The sequence below is a fragment of the Terriglobales bacterium genome (genome assembly GCA_035651655.1).
Taxonomy (GTDB): Bacteria; Acidobacteriota; Terriglobia; order Terriglobales; family Acidobacteriaceae; genus DASRFG01.
In genome coordinates, this window is the sequence record DASRFG010000002.1 from 228,091 (window position 1) to 249,968 (window position 21,878).

General features: G+C 56.7%; 21 protein-coding genes, 1 tRNA gene and 1 riboswitch. Of the genes, 18 read left to right on the plus strand and 4 right to left on the minus strand.

Going from position 1 to position 21,878, the window contains the following annotated elements; translation table 11 throughout:
- Positions 1 to 56 precede the first annotated feature (56 nt).
- Positions 57 to 455, plus strand: a complete 399-nt coding sequence (locus tag VFA76_01955; GenBank protein HZR30604.1) for a hypothetical protein — start codon at positions 57 to 59, stop codon at positions 453 to 455.
- On the opposite strand, the gene VFA76_01960 is transcribed toward VFA76_01955, so the two are convergent.
- On the minus strand, positions 436 to 1,251 hold the full coding sequence (locus VFA76_01960; GenBank protein HZR30605.1) for a hypothetical protein: 816 nt from the start codon (positions 1,249 to 1,251) through the stop codon (positions 436 to 438). The genes VFA76_01955 and VFA76_01960 overlap by 20 nt on opposite strands.
- Before the next feature lie 445 nt (positions 1,252 to 1,696).
- Between VFA76_01960 and VFA76_01965 the strand changes: the two genes are divergently transcribed.
- A complete protein-coding gene (locus tag VFA76_01965; protein HZR30606.1) occupies positions 1,697 to 2,374 on the plus strand; it encodes a site-specific integrase in 678 nt (225 codons plus the stop codon).
- Between the two features lie 246 nt (positions 2,375 to 2,620).
- Here VFA76_01965 and VFA76_01970 read toward each other — a convergent pair.
- Together VFA76_01970 and VFA76_01975 are read right to left on the minus strand one after the other, a co-directional pair.
- Positions 2,621 to 2,695: transfer RNA gene (locus VFA76_01970), tRNA-Glu, on the minus strand.
- Between the two features lie 78 nt (positions 2,696 to 2,773).
- Positions 2,774 to 3,571: a class I SAM-dependent methyltransferase gene (locus tag VFA76_01975; GenBank protein HZR30607.1), complete on the minus strand. Its 798-nt coding sequence runs from the start codon at positions 3,569 to 3,571 to the stop codon at positions 2,774 to 2,776.
- 208 nt (positions 3,572 to 3,779) lie between these two features.
- Here VFA76_01975 and VFA76_01980 point away from each other — a divergent pair, with 208 nt between their 5' ends.
- The 14 genes from VFA76_01980 to VFA76_02045 all read left to right on the plus strand — a co-directional run bounded on the left by VFA76_01980 (position 3,780) and on the right by VFA76_02045 (position 19,305).
- On the plus strand, positions 3,780 to 4,628 hold the full coding sequence (locus VFA76_01980; GenBank protein HZR30608.1) for a hypothetical protein: 849 nt from the start codon (positions 3,780 to 3,782) through the stop codon (positions 4,626 to 4,628).
- Between the two features lie 42 nt (positions 4,629 to 4,670).
- Complete coding sequence (locus VFA76_01985) at positions 4,671 to 6,293, plus strand: DNA polymerase Y family protein (protein ID HZR30609.1); 1,623 nt, start codon at positions 4,671 to 4,673, stop codon at positions 6,291 to 6,293.
- A 78-nt stretch (positions 6,294 to 6,371) separates the two neighbouring features.
- Positions 6,372 to 9,755 carry an error-prone DNA polymerase gene (locus VFA76_01990; GenBank protein HZR30610.1) on the plus strand — a complete coding sequence of 1,128 codons (3,384 nt, stop codon included), beginning with the start codon at positions 6,372 to 6,374 and terminating at the stop codon, positions 9,753 to 9,755.
- Positions 9,756 to 10,035: 280 nt separating this feature from the next.
- The gene (locus tag VFA76_01995; GenBank protein HZR30611.1) at positions 10,036 to 10,266 is read left to right on the plus strand and encodes a DUF2934 domain-containing protein; all 231 of its coding nucleotides are present in this window, start codon (positions 10,036 to 10,038) and stop codon (positions 10,264 to 10,266) included.
- Between the two features lie 74 nt (positions 10,267 to 10,340).
- Positions 10,341 to 10,709, plus strand: coding sequence for a response regulator (locus VFA76_02000; protein HZR30612.1), 369 nt, complete (start codon positions 10,341 to 10,343; stop codon positions 10,707 to 10,709).
- A gap of 111 nt (positions 10,710 to 10,820) precedes the next feature.
- On the plus strand, positions 10,821 to 12,842 hold the full coding sequence (locus VFA76_02005; protein HZR30613.1) for a heme lyase CcmF/NrfE family subunit: 2,022 nt from the start codon (positions 10,821 to 10,823) through the stop codon (positions 12,840 to 12,842).
- Entirely contained in the window at positions 12,842 to 13,327 is a 486-nt protein-coding gene (locus VFA76_02010) for a cytochrome c-type biogenesis protein CcmH (protein ID HZR30614.1), read from the plus strand. Before VFA76_02005 ends, VFA76_02010 begins: the two co-directional genes overlap by 1 nt.
- On the plus strand, positions 13,324 to 13,638 hold the full coding sequence (locus VFA76_02015) for a hypothetical protein (protein ID HZR30615.1): 315 nt from the start codon (positions 13,324 to 13,326) through the stop codon (positions 13,636 to 13,638). Before VFA76_02010 ends, VFA76_02015 begins: the two co-directional genes overlap by 4 nt.
- A gap of 14 nt (positions 13,639 to 13,652) precedes the next feature.
- Entirely contained in the window at positions 13,653 to 14,933 is a 1,281-nt protein-coding gene (locus VFA76_02020) for a carboxypeptidase regulatory-like domain-containing protein (GenBank protein ID HZR30616.1), read from the plus strand.
- A 176-nt stretch (positions 14,934 to 15,109) separates the two neighbouring features.
- Positions 15,110 to 15,487 carry a hypothetical protein gene (locus tag VFA76_02025; GenBank protein HZR30617.1) on the plus strand — a complete coding sequence of 126 codons (378 nt, stop codon included), beginning with the start codon at positions 15,110 to 15,112 and terminating at the stop codon, positions 15,485 to 15,487.
- A 386-nt stretch (positions 15,488 to 15,873) separates the two neighbouring features.
- A riboswitch (SAM-I-IV-variant riboswitch) is annotated at positions 15,874 to 15,998 on the plus strand.
- Positions 15,999 to 16,178: 180 nt separating this feature from the next.
- Positions 16,179 to 16,619: a hypothetical protein gene (locus tag VFA76_02030; GenBank protein HZR30618.1), complete on the plus strand. Its 441-nt coding sequence runs from the start codon at positions 16,179 to 16,181 to the stop codon at positions 16,617 to 16,619.
- Between the two features lie 136 nt (positions 16,620 to 16,755).
- Entirely contained in the window at positions 16,756 to 17,745 is a 990-nt protein-coding gene (locus tag VFA76_02035) for a zinc metalloprotease HtpX (GenBank protein ID HZR30619.1), read from the plus strand.
- A gap of 87 nt (positions 17,746 to 17,832) precedes the next feature.
- Positions 17,833 to 18,786: a MoxR family ATPase gene (locus VFA76_02040; protein ID HZR30620.1), complete on the plus strand. Its 954-nt coding sequence runs from the start codon at positions 17,833 to 17,835 to the stop codon at positions 18,784 to 18,786.
- Positions 18,787 to 18,831: 45 nt separating this feature from the next.
- On the plus strand, positions 18,832 to 19,305 hold the full coding sequence (locus VFA76_02045; GenBank protein ID HZR30621.1) for a DUF4149 domain-containing protein: 474 nt from the start codon (positions 18,832 to 18,834) through the stop codon (positions 19,303 to 19,305).
- Between the two features lie 23 nt (positions 19,306 to 19,328).
- Here VFA76_02045 and ychF read toward each other — a convergent pair whose 3' ends face one another.
- Positions 19,329 to 20,414, minus strand: coding sequence for a redox-regulated ATPase YchF (gene ychF / locus VFA76_02050; protein HZR30622.1), 1,086 nt, complete (start codon positions 20,412 to 20,414; stop codon positions 19,329 to 19,331).
- A 206-nt stretch (positions 20,415 to 20,620) separates the two neighbouring features.
- On the opposite strand from ychF, the gene VFA76_02055 reads away from it, so the two are divergent.
- Entirely contained in the window at positions 20,621 to 21,352 is a 732-nt protein-coding gene (locus VFA76_02055; GenBank protein HZR30623.1) for a ZIP family metal transporter, read from the plus strand.
- 45 nt (positions 21,353 to 21,397) lie between these two features.
- On the plus strand, positions 21,398 to 21,874 hold the full coding sequence (locus tag VFA76_02060) for a hypothetical protein (GenBank protein HZR30624.1): 477 nt from the start codon (positions 21,398 to 21,400) through the stop codon (positions 21,872 to 21,874).
- Positions 21,875 to 21,878 lie beyond the last annotated feature (4 nt).

Below are 21,878 nucleotides of genomic sequence, written 5' to 3' on the forward strand. Positions count from 1 at the left end.
TGGGACTCCTTTAGAATTGTGGTGCTACTCTGCCGATCCCGATGCGCCCTAATCACATGAGACATGGACACCGCCTAAAGTTCATCGGCTGGCTTATTGCATTTGGAACGGTCGCTTTACTTATCTACGGTGTGATCGCTGGCAACACAGATTCGTGGCCAGTCGCCAAGGATTGCACAATCGTAGACAGTCGCGTAGTACGTTATTACGTTGCATACGGGCGAGAGAATGGTCTGCCGTTGTACCGAGGGGAATACGACGTCCGATACACCGTAAACGGACGTGAGTACGACATCTGGACGTTCTCCGGGTACATGGACAAAGATCAATGGTTCGTTAAAGACCTCGTTAGGGTGTCCGAGCAGGAGCGATGCGACTTTCATATTCGCTACAATCCCAAGAATCCGCAAGACGCGTTAGTAACGCGACAGACTTCTAGCGCGCACTCCCGCTGAGAATCGCAGCAGCATTGCTATCAGATTGAGACTCAGTTGCAGGAGCAGCCTGAACCCCGCGTTTCAGTGTTGATTTCAGTACGCCGCCAACACCACTCTCAGCTCCTTTGTTGGCATCGAACGCACTCTTCGCGGCTCTGTTCGCTGCATCGAGCTGCCAGCTACCACCACCAAACAGATTGCTTGCAAGCTGTCGAATACCGACAACGGGATGCACAGAGATAACGTGCTTGGCAACATCCCAGAATTTCGTCGTGATGACCTGGCCGCGCAGCCGTGCATCCCTGAGAGTCAGCTTGTTCAAGTTCTCCTCAGCAGCATCATGAATATCGCGGATTGAGCCTTGCAGCCTCTTGAGGGACTTCATGTCAGCGCCAGTCTGCTCCCGAAGTGTGTTGTACTCCAGATCACGGATGGCGTCGGCTTCTGCGACCTGATGAGCAACGGTTGGGTCTTTCAGCGCAGCCGCTCGATTAAGATTGTTCTTGGTATAAAAGCTCTCCAGTTCGCCGTTAATGCCACGCCGGAAATCATCGAGTTCACCAAGGGTCATTTGCTTGTCGCGGTAGAAAGAAGCGTTCTCTCTGATCTTCTCCGCGATATCGGGGTACTTCTGTTCAACGTATCGCGTGATCTTGGACTCGATGGCATCAGCAACAGGAGTTGTGTCCAGCTTCACATCTCGCACAGGGTCAAGCGTTGACTGGAAAGTGTTCTCTAGTTTTTCTCCGGCTTGTTCGGTCAGCAGCTTGACTCCAGCCAGATCACGCGGCGATGTCATGCCGGAATCAATCATCTTCTGCAATTCTGGGACGGCGCTCTGTGCGTGCTGGAGGAAGTCGCCAGCAGTCTTGGTGGGTGGATTCGTGGCTGCAACTACGCGGTCAACTGCGCTGGCACTCTTCGGCAGAACGGCACTGGTAACTTTACCTGCAAGCTCAGGAGCAACGATTGAGCCAATGAGTCCGGTTGCTTCGCCTAGTCCTTGGCCGGTTTTGCCAGCTCCAATGTCTTCACCGGCTTTGGCAGCAGCAGGGCCGATGCCAGGCAATATGGCTGCCAGTCCGTGTCCCATCGCCTCTGAAGCACTCCGCACAACCTCAGCACCGGCGGCCTCAGCCGATTCCAAGCTGCCCGATCTCTGAGGAGAGATCGTCGCCAAATACGTAAGCTGGCGGCAGTCACAATCACCGCATCCTTCAATTACTCGCATCAATGGCGAATTGCGGACACTTCGCCGCATGCTTACTCTGGCTTTTGAGTGGGGACTGATAACCAGACCCGTCCTGATTCACGAGCTGCCCGGAGAGCTACGCCGCGAACGTACCCTCAGTTTTGCAGAGGAGGCACGATATCTGAATGTCGCATCATCCACGTTGCGAGATGTGACGATTCTGGGAGTTGACTGCGGCTTGCGGCCTAACTCTGAACTGTTCCCGCTGAAATGGGAGAATGTTCATCTTAAGCCAGCGCCCGATGCCGGAAACGGTTTCATCCACATCATTGATGGCAAGACCAAGAGTGCCGTCCGCAATATCCCGCTGACAGATCGCGCACGTGAAGTGCTACAGCGGCGACAACAGTCTAATGGCAGCTCGCCCTATGTCTTTCCAGGCGGCGGTCAGACAGGCCATCTCATCACTGTCCAGCACGCACATGAACGCGCCTCCAAGAAAGCCGGTCTGGAGCCATTTGAGTTCTACTGCTGGCGTCATACATTCGGCACCCGCGCTGCTCAGGCTGGTGTTGATCGCTTTGCCCTGGCGCGATTGATGGGACATTCCAGCCCGAGCGTTGCTGAGCGCTACTACATCCACGTATCCGAGCAGCACGTAGCTGCTGGCTTTGAGAAGTTCCAGGCATACCAGAAGAGAAATCAAATACAGGCATTCCCACAGTGCACCACAGCGCTACAGTAGGCTCCAGGAAGGGCTGACAAGGCTTACAACCTAATCAGCCCTATTCTTTTGCGTCCAGCGTCCCACGAAGGCGCACGCGGCGTTTCCGCTCATCTGGCTGAAAATGCGCTTCTCTTTTCATTCGCTTTAGCACTGTCACCCCAATTGTCACCCCATCTGACTGCTACTGAGGAATACGCACTGCGACCGGCAAATCGAGGCTGAGAGCTATGTGTTTGAAAATAGTGAGAGATCGTAAGAGGTAGTTGGTAGCGCTACCGGGAATCGAACCCGGGTTTGAAGATTGAGAATCTTCCGTCCTAACCCCTAGACGATAGCGCCGCTCAGAAGTAGTGATTATAACAAAGCAGTTGCGGCCGATCGGCGCTCAAAAGTTCGACAAAAGTGTGGCAACGCGGCTCACCACGCGGCAAGCCGGCCGTAATAGATCTTGGTTTCATACTCAAACCCCACTACGCCACCAACCGCGTGCCGCTCAAAAATTTCGCTAAGCGCGCGTAGTGCTTCTTCGTGCCCTGTCTCGCCCTCCACCGGAACATAGGAAGAGGAGAGGAGCCGTCCCTTCAAAGCCGCGAAGTCGAAGCGCTGCCGGTTGGGCAGGATCGCCGACGCAAAAGATCCCGGATGATAGAACTCTGCCAGCACCGGCCCGGTGATCTGACGATGGTCCACGTGTTCGTAGTCTTTTGAGTAGCGCTGCAGCATCTCTTCGTAGGCGGCAAGAAATGGAGTCAGGGTCAGCCGCTCGTTCCATACCAGCACCACCCACCCCCGCGGTTTCAGAATGCGCTCGAATTCCTGGCGCGCCTGGCTGCGATTGAACCAATGGAAGGCCTGTCCGGCGATGACGAAATCCATGCTCTGGGACTCAAGCGAAGTGGCTTCGGCCGTGGCCGCCACGCTGCTGAAATTCGGATATTTGGACAAGAGCCTTTCGCCGGCCTCCCGCATAGCGTCGTTGGGCTCGATCCCAAAAACGCGGTTGCCGTTTTCGAGGAAAAGTTCCGCCAGCTTGCCCGTGCCTGAGCCCACATCGGCAATCCTGGAGTTTTGGGTGAGGCCACAATTCTGGCGCAGACAATCCACCAACTCCGACGGATATCCCGGCCTGTAGCGGATGTAGTTTTCCACCCGATTGGAAAAGCGTTCCGTAGGCCGCAAATCAGGTTTTGGATTGTTCTTAGGCGGTGTTTCCATCTTCAGCAGAATAAATTATTTCAATTCGTCGGGTTGATTGCGGAATCGGGTAATTGGGAAATTGAAGAATGGATCGGTTTGACAACCCGCCCTCCCAGGAGCAGAATCCTACTAGGCGAATAAAAAGCGAAAGTACCTGGTTACTCCCGCCGTCACCCCTGGGAGCGTTGGCCGGATACCCGCTCCAGTTGCCGATTCCGAGGTCCTCATGTCGTCCGCCGTCATATCCGCCGTAGCCGTCCCGCAGCCATTTACTGCTGAAATTCTAACCAAGCCGGCGCCTCATCCGAAACCAGCTCGCGTCATTCAAATCCCAACCGGAGTCACCATTGCATCGCGCCTTAAGCTAAGGCCCGACCCCGCACTGGTGCCCACTGGCATCGCGGAACTTGACGCTCAAATTGGCGGCCTGCCGCGCGGCGCGCTCACCGAAATTTTTGGGCCGACTTCTTCCGGACGAACCAGCCTGCTGCTCGCGTCTTTGGCCGGAGCTACTCGACGCCAGGAAATTTGCGCTCTGGTGGACGCTGGCGATGCCTTCGATCCCCAATCCGCCGTGGCTGCCGGCCTCGATCTCGAGCGGCTGTTGTGGGTACGCTGCGGATCTTCTAGCCAACGCTCCGGTGAAAAATGCCTGGAGCAAACCCTCAAGACTACCGACCTGCTGTTGCAGAGCGGCGGCTTCGGAATGGTGGTGGTGGATTTAGGTGACATCCCGGCGCAGGTCGCGCGCCGTATCCCACTGACCTCATGGTTTCGCTTTCGCCGCGCGGTTGAAAACACTCCGACCGTGCTGCTGGTGCTCGAGCAGGAGCCCTATGCGAAAACTTGTGCGTCGCTGGTTTTAAGAATGAATGCGATGAAGACGCAGCCATTAGCATTCAGCAGTCAGCATTCAGTCACTCAGCAATCGGAAACTGCGGCGGACCAGCCGGCGCATGCGCAAATCCTGCGCGGAATACCCGTACAAGCGGAGGTCGTCCATGCCCGCATTCAGCGCAAACCGGTACGCTCCGCGACTATCGCATTCGAAGCTCGCACAGTCTGGGCAGGTTGAACACTGAGAACTGCGAACTGGGTACTGAGTACTGCCGTCAAAATGTCTTTCGCTTGCATCTTCGTTCCCGATTTTCCTGTGGAGGCGGTGGTGCGCGCCGAACCTCAGTTACGTGAACAGCCGGTAGCGGTGCTGCACGGCACCCCGCCATTAATAAAAGTTTTCGCCGCGAACCAGGCAGCCCGCGATCACGGGGTTGAACTTGGAATGACCAAGCTGCAGGCTGAAATTTGTCCGCAAGTAGCGCTGCGTAGCCGCTCGCCGCTGGCGGAAGCTGCCGCGCACGCCGCGCTGCTGGACTGCGCGCAGTCGTTCTCGCCGAACATTGAGGACACCGCTGACGACACCGTCCTGCTCGACCTCGACGGATTGGAACGCCTGTTCGGCCCCGTGGCCGCGATTGCGCGCGATCTAGCCCGCCGCGCCTCCGATCTGGGCGTGGAAAGTACTGTGGCGGTCGCTTCCAATCCCGACGCTGCCATTTGCGCTGCCCGGGGCTTTCCCGGCGTGACCGTCATTCCTACCGGCAAAGAGGCAGAGCGGCTGGGCGATCTGCCGCTGGAGGTTTTGCTCTCCCTTCGCCAATTTCCCGGCGACTTCGAGCCGTCCGAAATACTAGAGACTTTCGATCGCTGGGGAGTGCGCAACTTTCGCACTCTCGCCGCTTTACCTCAAATTCCGCTCAGCGAACGCATGGGCCAGCAAGGCGTTCGCCTGCAGACACTCGCACGAGGTGCTGCCAAGCGCACGCTGTCATTGGCCGAGCCGCCACTTCACTTTGAAGAAGCCGTAGAGCTGGAGTATCCGGTGGCGCTGCTCGAGCCGCTGGCATTCATCCTCAATCGTATGCTCGAGCAACTCTGCGGACGTCTTGGCGCGCGCGCTCTCGCGACCAACCAGCTGCGTTTAAAGATGGAACTGGAGAGATTGAGCGATGAAATCAATTTACCACCGAGGCACGGAGACACAGAGAAACCAAAGTGTTCTCAAGAAAAACAATTCTCCGTGACTCCGTGTCTCCGTGGTGAAGAGATTTATGACCGCTCGCTCCACTTTCCCGTCCCGATGCTGAACCCGAAAACTTTCATAAAGCTGCTGCAGCTCGAGCTACAGTCGCATCCGCCGGGAGCCCCGGTGGCTAAAATCTGGTTGTCGGCCGAGCCAGTAAAACCTCGCGCTGCGCAGACTGGGCTTTTTCTGCCGCTCACGCCGGAGCCGGAGAAGCTGGCGCTCACTTTGGCGCGCATCAGCGGTGTGGTAGGCGAGGGTCGCTGCGGCGCGCCAGAAATTTTGGACACGCATAGGCCAGAAGCATTTCGCATGCGAAGCTTCGCTCCAGCTGCGCCCAAAACAAATCCGCCGCAGCCAGCATCGTCTCCGTTTCCCATGGCTGCGCTGCGCGTGTTTCGACCGCCGCTGCACGCGTCGGTCATCCTGCACGCCGGCGCCCCGGTGCGGCTGTCCGTCACCATGCACCAAATCCTGCGCGGCGAAATCATGTGGGCCGCTGGCCTTTGGCGCGCTTCTGGCGATTGGTGGACAGAAAATGCCTGGGTCCGCGAGGAATGGGACATCGCGGTTCACAACCAAAATAGCGTCACGCTTTGCCGGCTCTATCGTGACCTGAGAAGTGGGCAGTGGTTCGTCGAGGGAACCTATGACTAAACAGTTTCCGGTTTCGAGTTTCACAACTGGAAACCTGAAACCGAAACTTCGCTACTGAGAACTGACAACTGAGAACTGATGTACATCGAACTCCATTCCCGCTCTGCGTTCAGCTTCCTCGAAGGCGCCTCCTTGCCCGAGGAACTGGCGGGAATGTGTGCCGAACTCGGCATGTCGGCGATGGCGCTGCTCGACCGCGATGGCGTATATGGCGCGCCCCGCTTCCATCTGGCCGCAAAAAAGCTTGGCGTGCGGGCGCACATCGGGGCAGAGATAACCTATTCACCACAGTTTCAAGTTTCAGGTTTCAAGTTTCACAAACAGCCAGCCCGACCCGAAACTCGAAACTTGAAACTTGAAACTCTCCCCCGTCTTCCGTTACTCGTCGCTTCCCGCACCGGCTATCAGAATCTCTGCCGACTGATTACGCGCATGAAAATGCGTGGCCCAAAAGATTCTCCGCCAAACGTCATCGCTGCTTCTGAAAAAGACTTGGCAGAGCATGTCGAAGGCCTCATCTGCCTCACCGGCGACGAGCAAGGGCTCCTCGCAGACGCTCTCGCCCGCGGCGGCATCGACGAGGGTCTCCGTTGCGTCGAGCAGCTAATCGAAATTTTCGGGCACGAGAACGTCTATGTAGAACTGCAGCGGCATTTCCATCGTGAAGAAGAAGCGCGCAACCAGGCTGCTATTGAGATCGCGTCGTCGCTCGGCTTGCCGCTGCTCGCGACCAACGGCGTGTGCTATGGCGCGCGGGTTCGCGGGGTGGGCGATGGCACCCGCAGCCTGGAAGAACGGGAAATTCTCGACGTCTTCACCTGCATTCGCAACCATCGCACTCTGGAGACCGCCGGCCGGCTGCTCGCCCGCAATTCCGAGCGTTACCTGAAGACGCCCGCAGAAATGGCAAATCTTTTTTCCGATCTGCCGCAGGCCATCGCCGCCACCCCAGAGCTTTCTTCGCGTCTCGAATTCACGCTCAACGATCTCGGCTATGAATTCCCGCGCTATCCGGTGCCCGATGGCGACACCATGATGTCATTCCTGCGCAAGCGCACCGAAGAAGGTTTTCGGGCGCGCTACGGCTACGCCGATCAGGACATGCGCCAGCGCGCCAAACGGCAGATCGAGCGCGAGCTCGCGCTGATCGATCGCCTCGAATTGGCGGGATATTTCTTGATTGTCTGGGACATCGTTAGCTTCTGCGGCAAACAAGGCATTCTGGTCCAGGGGCGCGGCTCGGCCGCGAACAGCGCCGTCTGCTACTCGCTCGGTATTACGGCTGTAGATCCTGTCGCCATGGACCTGCTCTTCGAGCGTTTTCTCTCTGAAGAGCGCGGCGAGTGGCCCGACATTGATCTCGACCTGCCCAGCGGCGACCAGCGCGAGCGTGCCATCCAGTACGTGTATCAGCGATATGGCCAGCTCGGCGCCGCGATGACCGCCAACGTCATTACTTATCGCGGACGCATGGCCGCGCGCGAAATGGGCAAAGCACTGGGCTTCGATCCTGAAACGCTCAATCGCCTTTCCCCCCTGGTCGGCTCATGGGAATACAAAGATCCGAACGACACGCTTGAGCGCCAGTTCCGTGATGCCGGCTTCGACCTTCGCCATCCCCGCATGCAGAAATACTTCGAGCTGTGTCTCGCGGTGCAAGATCTGCCTCGCCATTTGGGCCAGCACTCCGGCGGCATGGTGATCTGCCAGGGCCAGCTCGATTCAGTTGTGCCGTTGGAACCAGCCACTATGCCCGGCCGTGTCGTGGTGCAGTGGGACAAAGAGGATTGCGCCGACATGGGCATTATTAAGGTTGACCTCCTTGGCCTGGGAATGATGGCGGTGCTGGAGGATTGTCTCGATCTGATTCCAGCTCACTACGGCGAAGAAGTTGACCTCGCGCACTTGCCGGCAAACGATCCCGAAGTTTACGCCGCGCTCTGTGAGGCTGACACCATCGGCATGTTTCAGATCGAAAGCCGGGCGCAGATGTCCTGCCTGCCACGACTTCGTCCCGCATGCTTTTACGACATTGTTGTGCAGGTGGCGATTATCCGCCCCGGCCCGATCGTCGGCGAAATGGTGAATCCTTATATAAAGCGTCGCCAAGGCCGCGAGGAGATTACTTATCCGCATCCCTCGCTCGAGCCGGTGCTGGCGCGCACTCTTGGTGTGCCGCTTTTCCAGGAGCAGTTGCTGCGCATGGCAATGATTGCCGCGGGATTCACCGGCGGCGAAGCCGAGGAATTACGCCGCGCTTTCGGCTTCAAGCGTTCGGAAGCTCGCATGCGCGATATCGAGGTCAAGCTTCGCCGCGGCATGGAGCACAACGGCATTGCTCCCGACGCGCAGGAGCAGATCATAAATTCAATAACTTCTTTTGCGCTGTATGGATTTCCCGAATCCCACGCTGCCAGCTTCGCGCTGCTGGCCTATGCCAGCGCATATTTGAAATGCCATTACCTGGCGGCCTTTACTGCCGCGCTGCTCAACAATCAGCCGATGGGCTTCTACGCTCCTTCGACCATCGTAAAAGACGCGCAGCGCCACGGACTGAAGATCAGGCCCATTGATGTGATGAAATCAGATTGGCTGTGCACCATAGAAGAAGTTTCGAGTTTCCAGTTTCCAGTTTCGAGTGCAATCCACCACGGAGACGAAACTCGAAACTGTCTTCGCCTTGGCCTCCGTTATTCCAAAGGCCTACGCGAAGAAGCTGCTCAGGGAATTGTGCGCGAACGTCAAAAACGTCCGTTCACTTCCATAGAAAACTTGGTACAGCGGGTGCCCGAATTGCGTCGAAACGAATTGGTGCTGTTGGCGGAAATCGGAGCGCTCAATTCAATAAAAACATCAGAAGAGGTTTCAAGTTTCGAGTTTCACGTTTCCGACCCAAAGAACTCTGTGCCTCCGTGTCTCCGTGGTGCATTGCACTCGAAACTTCACCGCCGAGAAGCTCTGTGGCAAGTCGAGCGCGCGTTGCGGCCCGCCGGCCCCCTGCTTGAAGGTGTTGTCGAACAAATTTCCTCTTCGCCCCTGGCGCGCATGACCGATGAAGAGCGCCTGGTGGCCGATTTTCGCGGCACTGGCATGACGGTCGGACCGCATCCCATGTCGTACCACCGCGCTGAAATGCATGCCCGGGGCGTGCGTGCGGCCATCGACCTCAAACAACTTCCTAACGGTAAATATGTACGCGTGGCCGGCGGCGTAATTGCACGGCAGCGTCCCGGCACGGCCCATGGATTTGTTTTCCTCAGCCTGGAAGACGAGACCGGAGTGGCCAACGCCATCATTACTCCAGATTTGTTCGAAAAGAACCGCATATTGCTGGTGCGCGAGCAGTTTTTGCTGATCGAGGGAAAATTGCAGAACCTGGATAATGTTATCTCCGTCAAAGCCGACCGTGTATTGCCGCTGCGTGTGACCAATGCTCCTACGGAATCACACGATTTTCACTGAGTCATACGTTGCCGACCATCTCACCTTAACCTTTTGCCGGTTCAAATCAGTACTTCGCTCAAGCTTGATTCCGAGAACCCGTTTGTTCGCTACCACATACACTCGCTACCCGATTTGAACTCTTCCCAACCTAAGTAGAGGATCAACAAAAAAATTTTCTATGTCAGGATTTCTCCGGCAATTCCGGTTTATAGTATTCGCATACTCACCGGCCAAACAGTTTTTAGTTGCACAGCAACTTTGGAGCTGTGGCCATATTTCTTTTTATAGGAGTTGCAACATGGCCAAAGCAAGAGCACCCCGTACCGATTCCTCCTCGGTCACCCCGATCAATCGCAAACCGAATTCAGAGTTAAGGAAATCCAATGGAAACAATGGAAACGTAGAGGAAGCGATCCGCACCCGCGCCTATGAATTGTTTCTACAGCGTGGTTGTGAGCACGGACGCGACCAGGAAGACTGGGTCCGTGCCGAGGCCGAAGTACTCCAACGAGTGAATCGTTCTGCTTAACAGGTTGCGGAGCCTGCACCTACACGATTTACGTTACAATTGTGGCGGTTGGTCCTTCCGTCCAGGAGCCTTGTTTGCGCGAAGTATTGTTGATTGATGACAACCCAGCGCAGTTGACTATCCGTGAGTTAGTCCTCCGCGACGCCGGTTTTCCGGTTTCGATTGCCACTACCGTAGAGGGAGCGCTGGCAATCCTCCGCTCCCCGGGCCTTTCCGGTCGGCTGGGGGTCATTGTCACTGACCACGTCATGCCCGGAGCCAGTGGCGCCGATTTCGTTCGCGAGCTGCGCCGGATCAACACCGTGGTTCCGGTAATCGTGGTCACCGGCATGGCCGAGGCAGAGGAGGAGTACGTCGGTCTTAATGTCAAGTTTTTGCAGAAACCGTGCCCGCCTCCGGAACTGATTCAATCAGTGCGCACGGCTCTCGAAATAAGCGCCTGAGTCCGACGCTTCCCTCCCTGGGATATCTTTCCGCTTCTGTGGGCAATTGCGGCCTATTGGATTTGCCTCAACTGATTGTTTTTGAAAGAATAACCTCAGAGTCACTCCCTAATGCCTCAGCTTGGCAGTTATTCGCTGCTTCTCGCCCTGGCGCTTAGTATTTACGCTCTCTTGGCTGGCGCCCTCGCGCTCTGGCGACCCGACGCCCCCTCCGAGCGGTTGGGTGAAACCGCACGCCGTGCCGGCATTGCCACCTTTTTTTCTATCACCCTCGCCGCTTTGGCGCTGGTAACCGCCGCATTTCAAAACGACTTCTCGGTCGCTTACATATTTCACCATAGCAATCGCGATCTTCCCGCGCCCTACAAGTTTGCCGCGCTCTGGTCTGGACAGGAAGGTTCGCTGCTCTTTTGGTCGTGGCTGCTGGCGACTTATGGCTTGGTGCTGCGTTTACGACATCGGCTGGATGCGCGCCTGTTTGCGTACGCATCGGTGATCATTGCCGGGGTGCAGACCTTCTTCTTGCTGCTGGTCAATTTCGCCGCCCACCCGTTTGCCATGATGCAGGGTCAGCTTCCGGCTGACGGTAACGGTCTGAACCCGCTGCTGCAATATCCCGAGATGGTGATCCACCCGCCCATGCTCTATCTCGGCTACGTCGGTTTCACCGTGCCGTTTGCCTTCGCCTTGGCTGCACTCGTTATGCGCTATCCGGGTGAAAAATGGATTCACATTACCCGCCGCTGGACCATGGTGACCTGGGGCTTTCTAACTTGTGGGATCTTTCTCGGCGCGCACTGGGCCTACTCGGTGCTCGGCTGGGGTGGCTACTGGGGTTGGGACCCCGTAGAAAACGCGTCGCTTATGCCGTGGCTAACCGGCACGGCGTTTTTGCATTCTGTGATGATGCAGGAGAAGCGCGGCATGCTGAAGGTGTGGAATATGTGGCTGATTTTTTCCACCTTCATGCTTTCGATCTTCGGTACTTTCCTGACCCGCAGTGGCGTTGTCAGCTCGGTTCATGCGTTTGCTCAATCTTCGATTGGCACCTGGTTCCTCATATTCCTCGGCATCATTCTCGCGGTTTGCACCTTCTTCTTTATGAAGAACCGCTCTCACTTGCGGAGCGAGCACAAGCTGGAATCGTTGGTCTCGCGCGAATCTAGCTTCGTATTCAATAACCTGCTTCTGCTGGTGGCATGTTTTACCGTTTTATGGGGGACCCTCTTTCCCGTACTGTCAGAATGGGTACAGGGACACAAAGTTACCGTCGGTCCGCCATTCTTTAATCGGGTAAATATCCCCGTCGCATTGCTGCTGCTCTTGTTGACCGCCGTCGGCCCGCTCCTTGCCTGGCGCAAGACTTCGCTCGAAAGCCTCAAGCGCAACTTCTCGATTCCCGCCATCGGTGCGCTGCTGGTGGGCGTGCTGCTCATTGCATTCGGCCTTAGGCCATGGAAAGAGAGTTCAGCCTTTTACTCGCTGATGACCATTTGCCTTTCGGCGATGGTGGCCCTCACCGTGTTCTCCGAATTTGTTCGCGGGGGACGCGTGATCTCGCGTCACACCGGACGCAATCTGCTCTCTTCCATCGTCCACCTGGTACACCGCAATACCAGGCGCTACGGCGGATACATCGTGCACTTCGGCGTGGTGGTTGTGATGATTGGCCTAGCGGGCTCCGCCTTTAATCAGGACCGCGAAAAAGAGCTGGGCTACGGCGACCGCATGAGCATCGGCGTATACACCCTGACTTGTCGCTCCTATACTCAGGACGACAAGCCCAATTACAGCAGTGAATGGGCCATCATTGATGTTTCCAAGAACGGTAAGCCGGTGGCCACTATGTTTCCCGAGCGGCGCTTTTACAAAGCCAGCCAGCAGACCTCGACCATGGTGGCAAATCGTTCAACCATGAAGGAAGACCTTTACCTTGTCTATGAGGGCATGAACCAGGACACCGGCCGTCCCATAATCAAAGCCCACCTCAATCCCCTGGTAATGTGGATCTGGGTGGGGCTGCTGGTCATGGTAGCGGGAACCGTGATTGCATTGGTTCCGAATGCTGCGGCCGTGCGCCTGACGGCCACTGCCCCGGTGCGCGTCGCCGCCACCGCGGAGGCGGGTGACTGATGCAGAGATTCCTTGCCATGGGGAAAAATCGCGCGCTGCAGGTTGCTCTGCTCTCGCTTGCGGTGATTGCCCTCATGGGCGCTGGTGATGATGCCCGCTTCAACGATCTCGGACATCGCGTCATGTGCGTGTGCGGCTGCCGTCAGATTCTGCTCGAGTGCAATCACGTGGGCTGCACGTACTCTGACCGTATGCGCGATGAATTAGCGGCGGCAATCAACCGTGGCGACAGCGACGACCTCACTCTGCAAGCCTTCGTCCAGAAATACGGCACCATTGTGCTCGCCGCGCCCACCACCAGCGGCTTCAACCGTGTGGCATGGATTGCGCCCTACATGGCACTGGTGTTCGGCTTGACCGCGGTTGTGGTAGTGATTCGAGGATGGAGAAGACCGACTGCAGGCTCACTCGCGGCCAGGTCTGGCTCCCCCGACCCCGCATTAGATCCATTTCGCAAACAGGCGCGCCGGGAGACTGAATTATGATCTTCGCCGCCTGTTCAGCATTCACATTAGCCGTCCTGGTTTACATTTTCTGGGTACCAGGGGAAGTGATATCCACTCCTGAGAAAACTCGTCTGGCCTATCTTCTTGAACGCAAAGATGTGGTTTACGAGAACCTCCGCGATCTGAATTTCGAATACAACGCTGGCAAGCTGCCGGAGGCGGACTACCAATCCATGAAGTCGTCATTAGAAGATGAAGCCGCCAAGTTGCTGGCCGAAATTTCTGCCCTGGAAGTTATTCCGCACGCCTCCTATGCGATCTCAGGTCGCCAGAAGGGAGCGCGGAATTGAGCCTCGAGGTTTTCATGCCGTCCCCACGGTCGCCAATCCGACCTCTGCTGTTTATAGTCCTGAGCACGTTGCTGCTGGCTGGTCTCGCTGCCGCCGAAGACCTCACTGGGACGGTCACCAATAAGACCACAGGCAAGCCGTCTGCCGGCGATGATGTGGTTCTAATCAAACTGGCGCAGGGCATGGAAGAGGGGGCACGAACCAAGACCAATGCCAAGGGCGAGTTCACGCTGCCGCTGGACAATGCCGCCAATCCTCACCTGGTACGGGTCAATCATCAGGCGGTAAATTACTTCCGCCAGGCTCCCCCGGGAACCAGCGCGGTTGACGTAGAGGTATATGACGTCGCCAAAAAAATCCCCGGTATTGCCACCCCGATTGACATTATGGCGTTCCAGACTGACAAAGGTTTCCTTGAAGTAGTAGAGAAGTTCGTAGTCAGGAACACTTCCACGCCGCCGCGAACGCAGATGAACGAAAACAATTATGAGTTCCAGCTGCCCAACGGCGCAATCGTAGATTCGGGCCTCGCTAAAGGACCCAACGGTCAGCCGGTAAACAGCGCCCCCGTGCCACTTGCGCAGAAAAACCGCTACGCCTTTGCCTTTCCTTTACGTCCCGGCGAAACTCAGTTTCAGGTTTCCTATCACTTGCCTTATAGCGGCCAGGCGCGCATTGAGCCCAAGCTCCTTTCGGCCATGGAGCACTTTGTGGTGATGCTGCCGAAGGAGATGCAATTCAAGCCCGAGGCCGGGAGTTTCCAGTCCATTCCTGATGAGACCGGCGCAAATGTACAGGTGGTCACTGGAGTGCAGCCCAGCCAGCCTCTTGCCTTCACCGTTGCCGGGAACGGCACATTGCACCTTGGAGATGAGCAGGCCCAAGGAGGCGGAGGCGAATCCGGCGCGGCATCGGGCCCGGAAGTTGCCAATAGCCGTCGACCTGGCGGCGGCCTTGGTCCACCCACCGACTCGCCAGATCCGTTGCACCAGTATCGCTGGTTCATCCTCTCCGGCTTTGTTGCGGTGTTGGCTTTCGGTGCGGTGTACATTGCCACCCGCAGTGCCTCTGCTCCTCGTGCGGCTGCCGGTGCGGCCGGAAACGGTGGCGCCGGTTCGCGCTCCGCGGCTCTGCAGCAACCCAATCGCTCCGCTCTGTTGCTGGAAGCTCTAAAAGAAGAAATGTTTGAACTGGAAGTCGAGCGCCAGCAGGGCCGCATCTCCCACCAGGATTACGAAAAGTCCAAGGCTGCTCTCGACCAGACCCTCCAGCGAGCGATCACCCGCAAGAAGTAAGCTCATTGTGGACTCCGGGGCACCGGCCCTTTGCTCCTTCAATGCGAGTTGGCCGTAGCTTCGGTGGAATTACCTGTCACAGCGGTTGACTTTGCAGCGTACGAACATGAGATTTGGACAGGCGTGAGCGCTTGTCTGCAATTGCAGTAGCCTTGTATTTTGGAAAGAGGAAAGGGATGACGTACAAAAGAGGTTTCATCCTCGTGCTCGTCCTTACAGCCGCTTGCGGCTTTGGGCTTACATGGATGGCCATTCACCCAACCAGCATTCGTCATTTGAATCAAAGTCGCGTGCTGCTGTTTATGTTGCTAATCTTTGCGGTTATTCCGATCTATCCCCTCTATAGGCGGTTTAAAGGGATGCATTCATTTCGTTATCTGCTGTTAATCGTGACGATCCTAACCACTACAGCGAGCGTTGTTGCAGAGTACGTCCTTCCCTCCGATGCTGGTTTAAGTGACGCCTTATTTAAAATTGGCACACTGCTGATCGTAACAACCTGCGTGGTCTTCATCTGGAATAGCCTCGTGAAACGACGGCCCGGATCACAATAGCTGGTTTGTACCGATCATGGAACAAGACGAAAAGCTGAATAGAAAAGTCGAGACGTTAAGAGGCATTTACGGTAGCAAAGGCATAGACCTCAATGAAGACGAAGTAAAGGCTCTCGCACATCACTGGGAAGCAATCCGCTTCGTGCTGCCATTCTGTGCTGCCTAATCATTCTTGCGCTTGTGGCGTTCTTAATCTTAGGTTTGTATTGTGAACCTGGCCTTCAATCGCGAACAAAGGCAATACTCCCGCTAATGGCTCAAGGCAATGATAGATTTTAATTGTGAACCGATTCTCTTAAACCGCAATTAAGGGCACCCCACCTCGACGTAATCTCGTCCTCGTTACCAGAGTGACGCTTCTCGAATCCTCATTGTCAGGTATGCTGGTGATGCATCGAGAGCAGCGTGAACTCGCTTCACGCTCCGCAACCTGCGGATAACGCAAGGTGCGTTGAACGCTTTTAACCGCGTTCGATGTGGTGAAGAAAACTTCACAACAGAATCACTCCATCTCGATGCGCTGAAAGGAAGCGCATCAATGTAGCCCATCAACCCTGGTGTCCATACCTGCATCGAGCAGCCTCGGGATCTGCTCTTTGGCTCTTCGCAATTTTCAGAGCTCTTTCTGAGCTCCTCAGTTCCCGCCAACTCCCTTGATTGTTCCGGCATCCTCTTCAGCTGGAGGTTTTATATGGCTCTCCTGGACGTTGGTGTGAAGATGCTAGCGAATCGCATGCCCAAGGTTCTTTCGCCTAAGACACATGCCATCATTGATTACGCCACCGCCGGCGCATTCTTCGTTATGGCGCCCATCCTGTGGAAGCGGAACAGGCGGGCGGCCATTGCGTCGCTGGCCTGCGGCGCGGCTGCAACCACTGCCGCCGTGCTGGCTGACCATCCAGGCGGAGCAGCAAAAATCGTGAATTTCCCCACTCACGGCAAAATGGAAGCCGGATTCTCGGGGGTTGTGGCCTCCCTGCCCAGCTTGCTCGGATTCAGCGGCGAGTGGCCGGCCATCTTCTTCCGCAGCCAGGGTTTGGCGATCGCTGCTATCAACGGCTTGACTGAATTCGAGAGCGAACTCGAAGAAGAAGAGCCTGGCTTCCGCCGTCGAGGCCGCTTCGCCGCCTAAAGCCGGGCAGAACCACGTAGGCACAGGCGCCCTCTCCTGGCTGGGGAACCATAAATCACGTGGGCACAGGCGCCCTCGCCTGTGCGGGCGAGCGTAGCTCGCCTTGAGCCCAGGGCGGATGCTCCTGCGTAAGTCGATGAGTGCATTCACCCAACTCACGTGGGCACAGGCGCCCTCGCCTGTGCGGGCGAGCGTAGCTCGCCACGCCACAAAGCACCCCGGGGAACTGAATCCCCCTCTCCGGCGTATCATCTACATAGTAGACATGGGAAACGCCTTTAAAACCGCATCTCTGCTTACCGCCCTTACTCTGGTTCTGCTGTTTATTGGGGAGTACTTTGGTGGGCGCAACGGCCTGGTCACGGCGCTGATTTTCGCCGCGCTGATCAATTTTGTCTCTTATTTCTTCTCCGACAAGATCTCCCTTGCCATGTATCGTGCGCGGCCAGTGACGCGCGAAGAGTTGCCGCGGGTTTACTCCGTGGTGGAGCGGATCACGCAGCGCGTCGGACTGCCTATGCCGAAGATTTTCGTGATTCCCACCGAGTCGCCCAACGCCTTCGCCACCGGACGCAACCCGTCGCATGCGTCAGTAGCTGTGACGCAAGGCATCCTGGATTTGCTGAATGATGAGGAACTGGAGGGCGTGCTGGCGCATGAACTCGGGCACGTACGCAACCGTGACATCCTCATCAGTTCCGTTGCTGCTACCCTCGCGGGCGCGATTACTTTCCTGGCCCGTATGGGCTATTGGGCCGGACTCTTTGGAGGTTTCGGCGGCCGCGACGACGATCGGAACCGTGGCGGGTTGGGAGCGTTGCTCATGATCATCCTCGCGCCCCTTGCCGCCATGCTGATCCAGTTGGCGGTTTCGCGCTCGCGTGAATACCAGGCCGATGAAACCGGCGCCCACTTCACCGGAAACCCTTACGCTCTCGCTAGTGCGCTGCGCAAGCTGGACGCATACTCACGGCGCGTCCCGATGGTGGCAACGCCTTCTACTGCGCACCTATTCATTATTCAGCCGGTGCTGGGGATGAATCTGGGCAGCTTGTTCTCCACGCATCCACCGATCGCAAAACGGATCGAGCGCCTCACCGGACGGCCGGCAGAATTTACCCAATAATGGTTGTGAAACGCCGTCTGCCCAACACTCTCGTAATCATTCGCCTCGTTAGCGCAGTCTGCTCTCCATAGTAAAATCAAAGCATCCATGTCAACGCAAACCGTCACCGCGTCACGCGCGGCACAACTGGAGAACCTGCTGCGCACGGTCATTCGCGGCAAGGATGATGTGGTCCGCCTGGCGCTGGTGGCGTTGTTTGCCCGCGGCCATCTGCTGATTGAAGGCGTTCCCGGCGTGGGCAAGACCACGCTTGCCCAGGCGCTCGCCCGCGCTATTGACTGCACCTTCCAGCGCGTGCAGTTCACCAGCGACATGCTTCCCAGCGACGTCCTCGGAATTTCCATTTATTCGCCGATGGAACAGAAGTTCGAGTTTCGTCGCGGCCCGGTGTTCACCAACATTCTGCTGGCCGACGAAATCAACCGCACTACTCCGAAGACACAATCCGCCCTACTTGAAGCCATGAACGAAGGGCAGGTCACCGTGGATGGCCACGCCTATTCACTCCCTCAACCTTTCCTGGTGATCGCGACCCAGAATCCCGTGGAGCACCACGGAACTTATCCGCTGCCGGAATCGCAGATGGACCGCTTCCTGATTCGCGCGCGCATGGGTTACCCGGAAGGTGACCATGAGCGCGCGATTTTGCGTTCCGAAGCCGGAGTTTCGCGGCTGGAAGAACTGCAGCCGGTGCTGAGCTCTGCCGACGTGCTCGCTATTCAACACGAAGTCATTCACGTGCACGTGGATGATTCGCTGGTCAGTTACACCCTGGAAATTGTCCGCCGCACCCGTGAATCCGAGTACTTGTCGCTGGGCGTCTCGCCGCGCGGGGCGCTCATGCTCTATCGCGGCGCTCAGGCAATGGCCTTTCTCGAAGGCCGCACCTTCTGCACTCCGGAAGACTTCAAGCCGCTCGTGGTTCCCGTGTTTGCGCATCGCGTGGTGGTGAATGCGCTCTACTCCTCGACTCTAAAGAAGACCGAGCAGGCCGAGCAGGTGCTGCGCGAGATCGTGGATAGCGTGCCCGTACCGGTCTAGTCGTCTGTTCTTTCGCTCACCATCCCAGATGTAGATAATGGCGCGATGTCTATCTTGCGCTTTTTCATGTTGCTCTCGCTGGTGGTCTGGCTGGGCGGAATCATCTTTTTCGCCTTCGTCGTCGCGCCTACGGTCTTTTCGGTTCTCCCCACCCGCCATCTGGCCGGACTGGTGGTCGCCCGCGCGCTTTCAGTCCTTCACTGGATGGGCATCATCTCCGCAGTGGTATTCCTCTGCACTTCCATCGCGTATTCGCGACTGGCGGTCGGCGACCCGCATCCTTTCGCAGCGAGGCACATTCTGGTCATCGTTATGCTGGCGCTGACTCTGATCTCGCAGTTTGGGGTCACACCGCGTCTGCACGCCTTGCGAACATCTATAGGAGAGATAGACGCTGTGCCGCCCGACAATCCGGCGCGAGTCCATTTCAATCAGCTACACGTTTGGTCCACGCGACTTGAAGGAGGAGTGTTTCTGCTGGGATTGATTGTGCTTTATCTCACCGCACGACAACTGTAACTGAGCACGAAGAACTGCTTCCCTCACCCACTATGTCTGATGTGCAAAATATCCCCATCCTGCACAATGTAGTCTTTGCCCTCCAGCCTCAGCGTACCTTTGGCGCGGGCATTCGCTTCGGATCCGGCGTCCAGCAGCGCGTCCCAGCGAATCGTCTCGGCTCGAATGAAATGCTTCTCCAAATCAGAGTGGATCGCTCCTGCCGCCTGAGGGGCGCGGGTATTACGCGGAATGGTCCAGGCGCGGCATTCATCTTCTCCCACCGTAAAAAATGAAATCACGCCAAGCAGCTCGTAGGTCTTGCGCACCAGCCGCACCAGGCCACTTTCTTTCAAACCATAGCTGGAGAGAAACTCAGCCGCATCTTCGTCGTTCATCTCCGCCAGCTCAGCCTCAACTTTGCCGCAAATGGCCGTCGCACCGGCGTTCGGGCGTGAGGCCACCTCGTCCAGTTTGTATTTTGAAATGGCATTCTCCAGTTCGCGACCCAACTCACTCGTCTCGGTTACGTTGAGCACATAAAGGATCGGCTTTTCGCTTAGGAACATGAAGCCGCGCACGCGTTTCTTGTCCTCTGCCGTCATCTCCATCTCTCGTAGAGGCCGCTCGGTTTCAAGGTGGGCTTTGGCGCGTTTCAACAGGTCGAACTCGCGCTCCAGTTCGGCGGAACGCATTTTCTTCAGGTCTTTTTCCACCCGCTCGAGGCGCTTCTCCACTTGACCGAGGTCGCTGACCATCAAATCAAAATCCACATTCTTGATGTCGCGCAGCGGATTGATGTCGCCGACGTGCGGAATCGAAGGATCGTCGAATGCCCGCACTACATGCGCCAGGGCATCTACATTGCGCAAATGGCCAATGTAGGCAGACTCCTTGAGCGCCTCCTGCCCAATTGCGCCCACATCCGCATAATCAATTGCGGCGTGTACCAGTTTGCGCGGATTGTAGAGCGCGGCCAGCCGGTCGAGCCGATCGTCCGGAACTTTCGCCACCCCAATGTGCGCCTCTCTTGGATTAGCGAGCGCGTGTTCGGAGAGCTTTGCCTTGGTAAGAATGCGAAATAGTGATGTCTTGCCTACCTGCGGCAGGCCGATGATGCCAGTTTTCATATGGAGAGAAAATGATAACAGTAGCGCGGTGCCCAAACCCTGGGCTTCCTAAAGATTGAAGTCGCAGGGCGGCTGCTTGCGATAGCCGAGGAGTTCGGCAAAATATTCAATGGCCTAATTACATCTGTTCAAGCTCGCCATGGCTGAACGATCTCGAGTACTGAGTACTGGAACTGCCTCTCTGCTATTCTTGCGCACTACAAACAATGCACCCCATTGCTCTCAGCATTCTGCTGGGCCTCACGGCTGCCCTGGCCAACGTCGCCGGCGGAGCCGTAATCATGCGGCGGCGCTGGGAGCACTCTTTTCTCCGATACTTCGTTGCCCTGGGTGCTGGCTTCATGCTGGCAACCGCGATCGTTGAAATGGTCCCTGAGAGCGTGCGCCTGCGTGGTCTTCGCGCTGGATATCTTGTGCTGCTGGGGTATTTGATCATCCATTTTTTTGAGCACACGGTGACCCCGCACTTTCATTTTGGCGAGGAAACCCACGCCGCCGAATTTGTTCATGCGCACAAAAGTTACTCGGTGCTGCTGGGACTGCTGATCCACACCTTCTTCGACGGCATCGCTATCACCTCCGGCTTTCTTCTCTCCAATGCGCTGGGGTGGATAATCTTTGTCGCCATTTTCTTGCACAAAATTCCGGAAGGCTTCACCGTGGCCTCGGTTATGCTGGCCAGCGGACGAAGCCGAGCTATGGCCTGGGCATCTTCGGTGTTGCTGGGCGCCGCCACCCTGGCTGGAGTATTGGTAATGGCAGTTTTCCGCCATGCGGTTGCTGCTGGCTTGCCGCTCTCAGCCGGGGTCACGATTTACGTAGCGGCTACCGATTTGATGCCCGAGGTCAACAAAGAGCCGGGCGTGCGAATGGCGCTGCTGGTCTTCTTTGGAGTCGGTTTACTGTTCGTTCTTGACAATTTTTTACACGTGCACTGACGTCATTTCAGCTGCCTGCGGTAGTAAAATTATTTTCTGAAGAACATGCACGCGTCATTTCCCCATCCACCCAATCCCCCAGACCCGAAACCTTTCCGGCCCATGGCAGCCGGGGAGCTTCGTGTCCCGCCTAAGCGCCATTTGCTGTCAAGCCGCGTCCGTAATCTCCTTTTCGCAGCTCTGTTCTCGTTGTTTGTGTTTGCAACCAGCCTGGTGTTGGATTACACCCTTTTGGTGCACAAGGATTCGGCGCTGGCCACGGTAGAAATCTCCGACATCTTTGCCGGGCTATTGGCGGGTATTTTATTTTTCAAGATTCTGCAGGCCTGGAGGGCGCAACGGCAGCAAATCCTTAACCGCTTACACACTATTGACGAAATGAACCATCACATTCGCAATGCGTTGCAGGTGATTTCGCTGACCGTCCATGCCAATCCTCAGCACGCCCAAGAGCTCGCCCACATTGATCAGTCGGTCAATCGCATCCAATGGACGCTGCGAGAAATCCTACCCAAGTTCTGAAGGC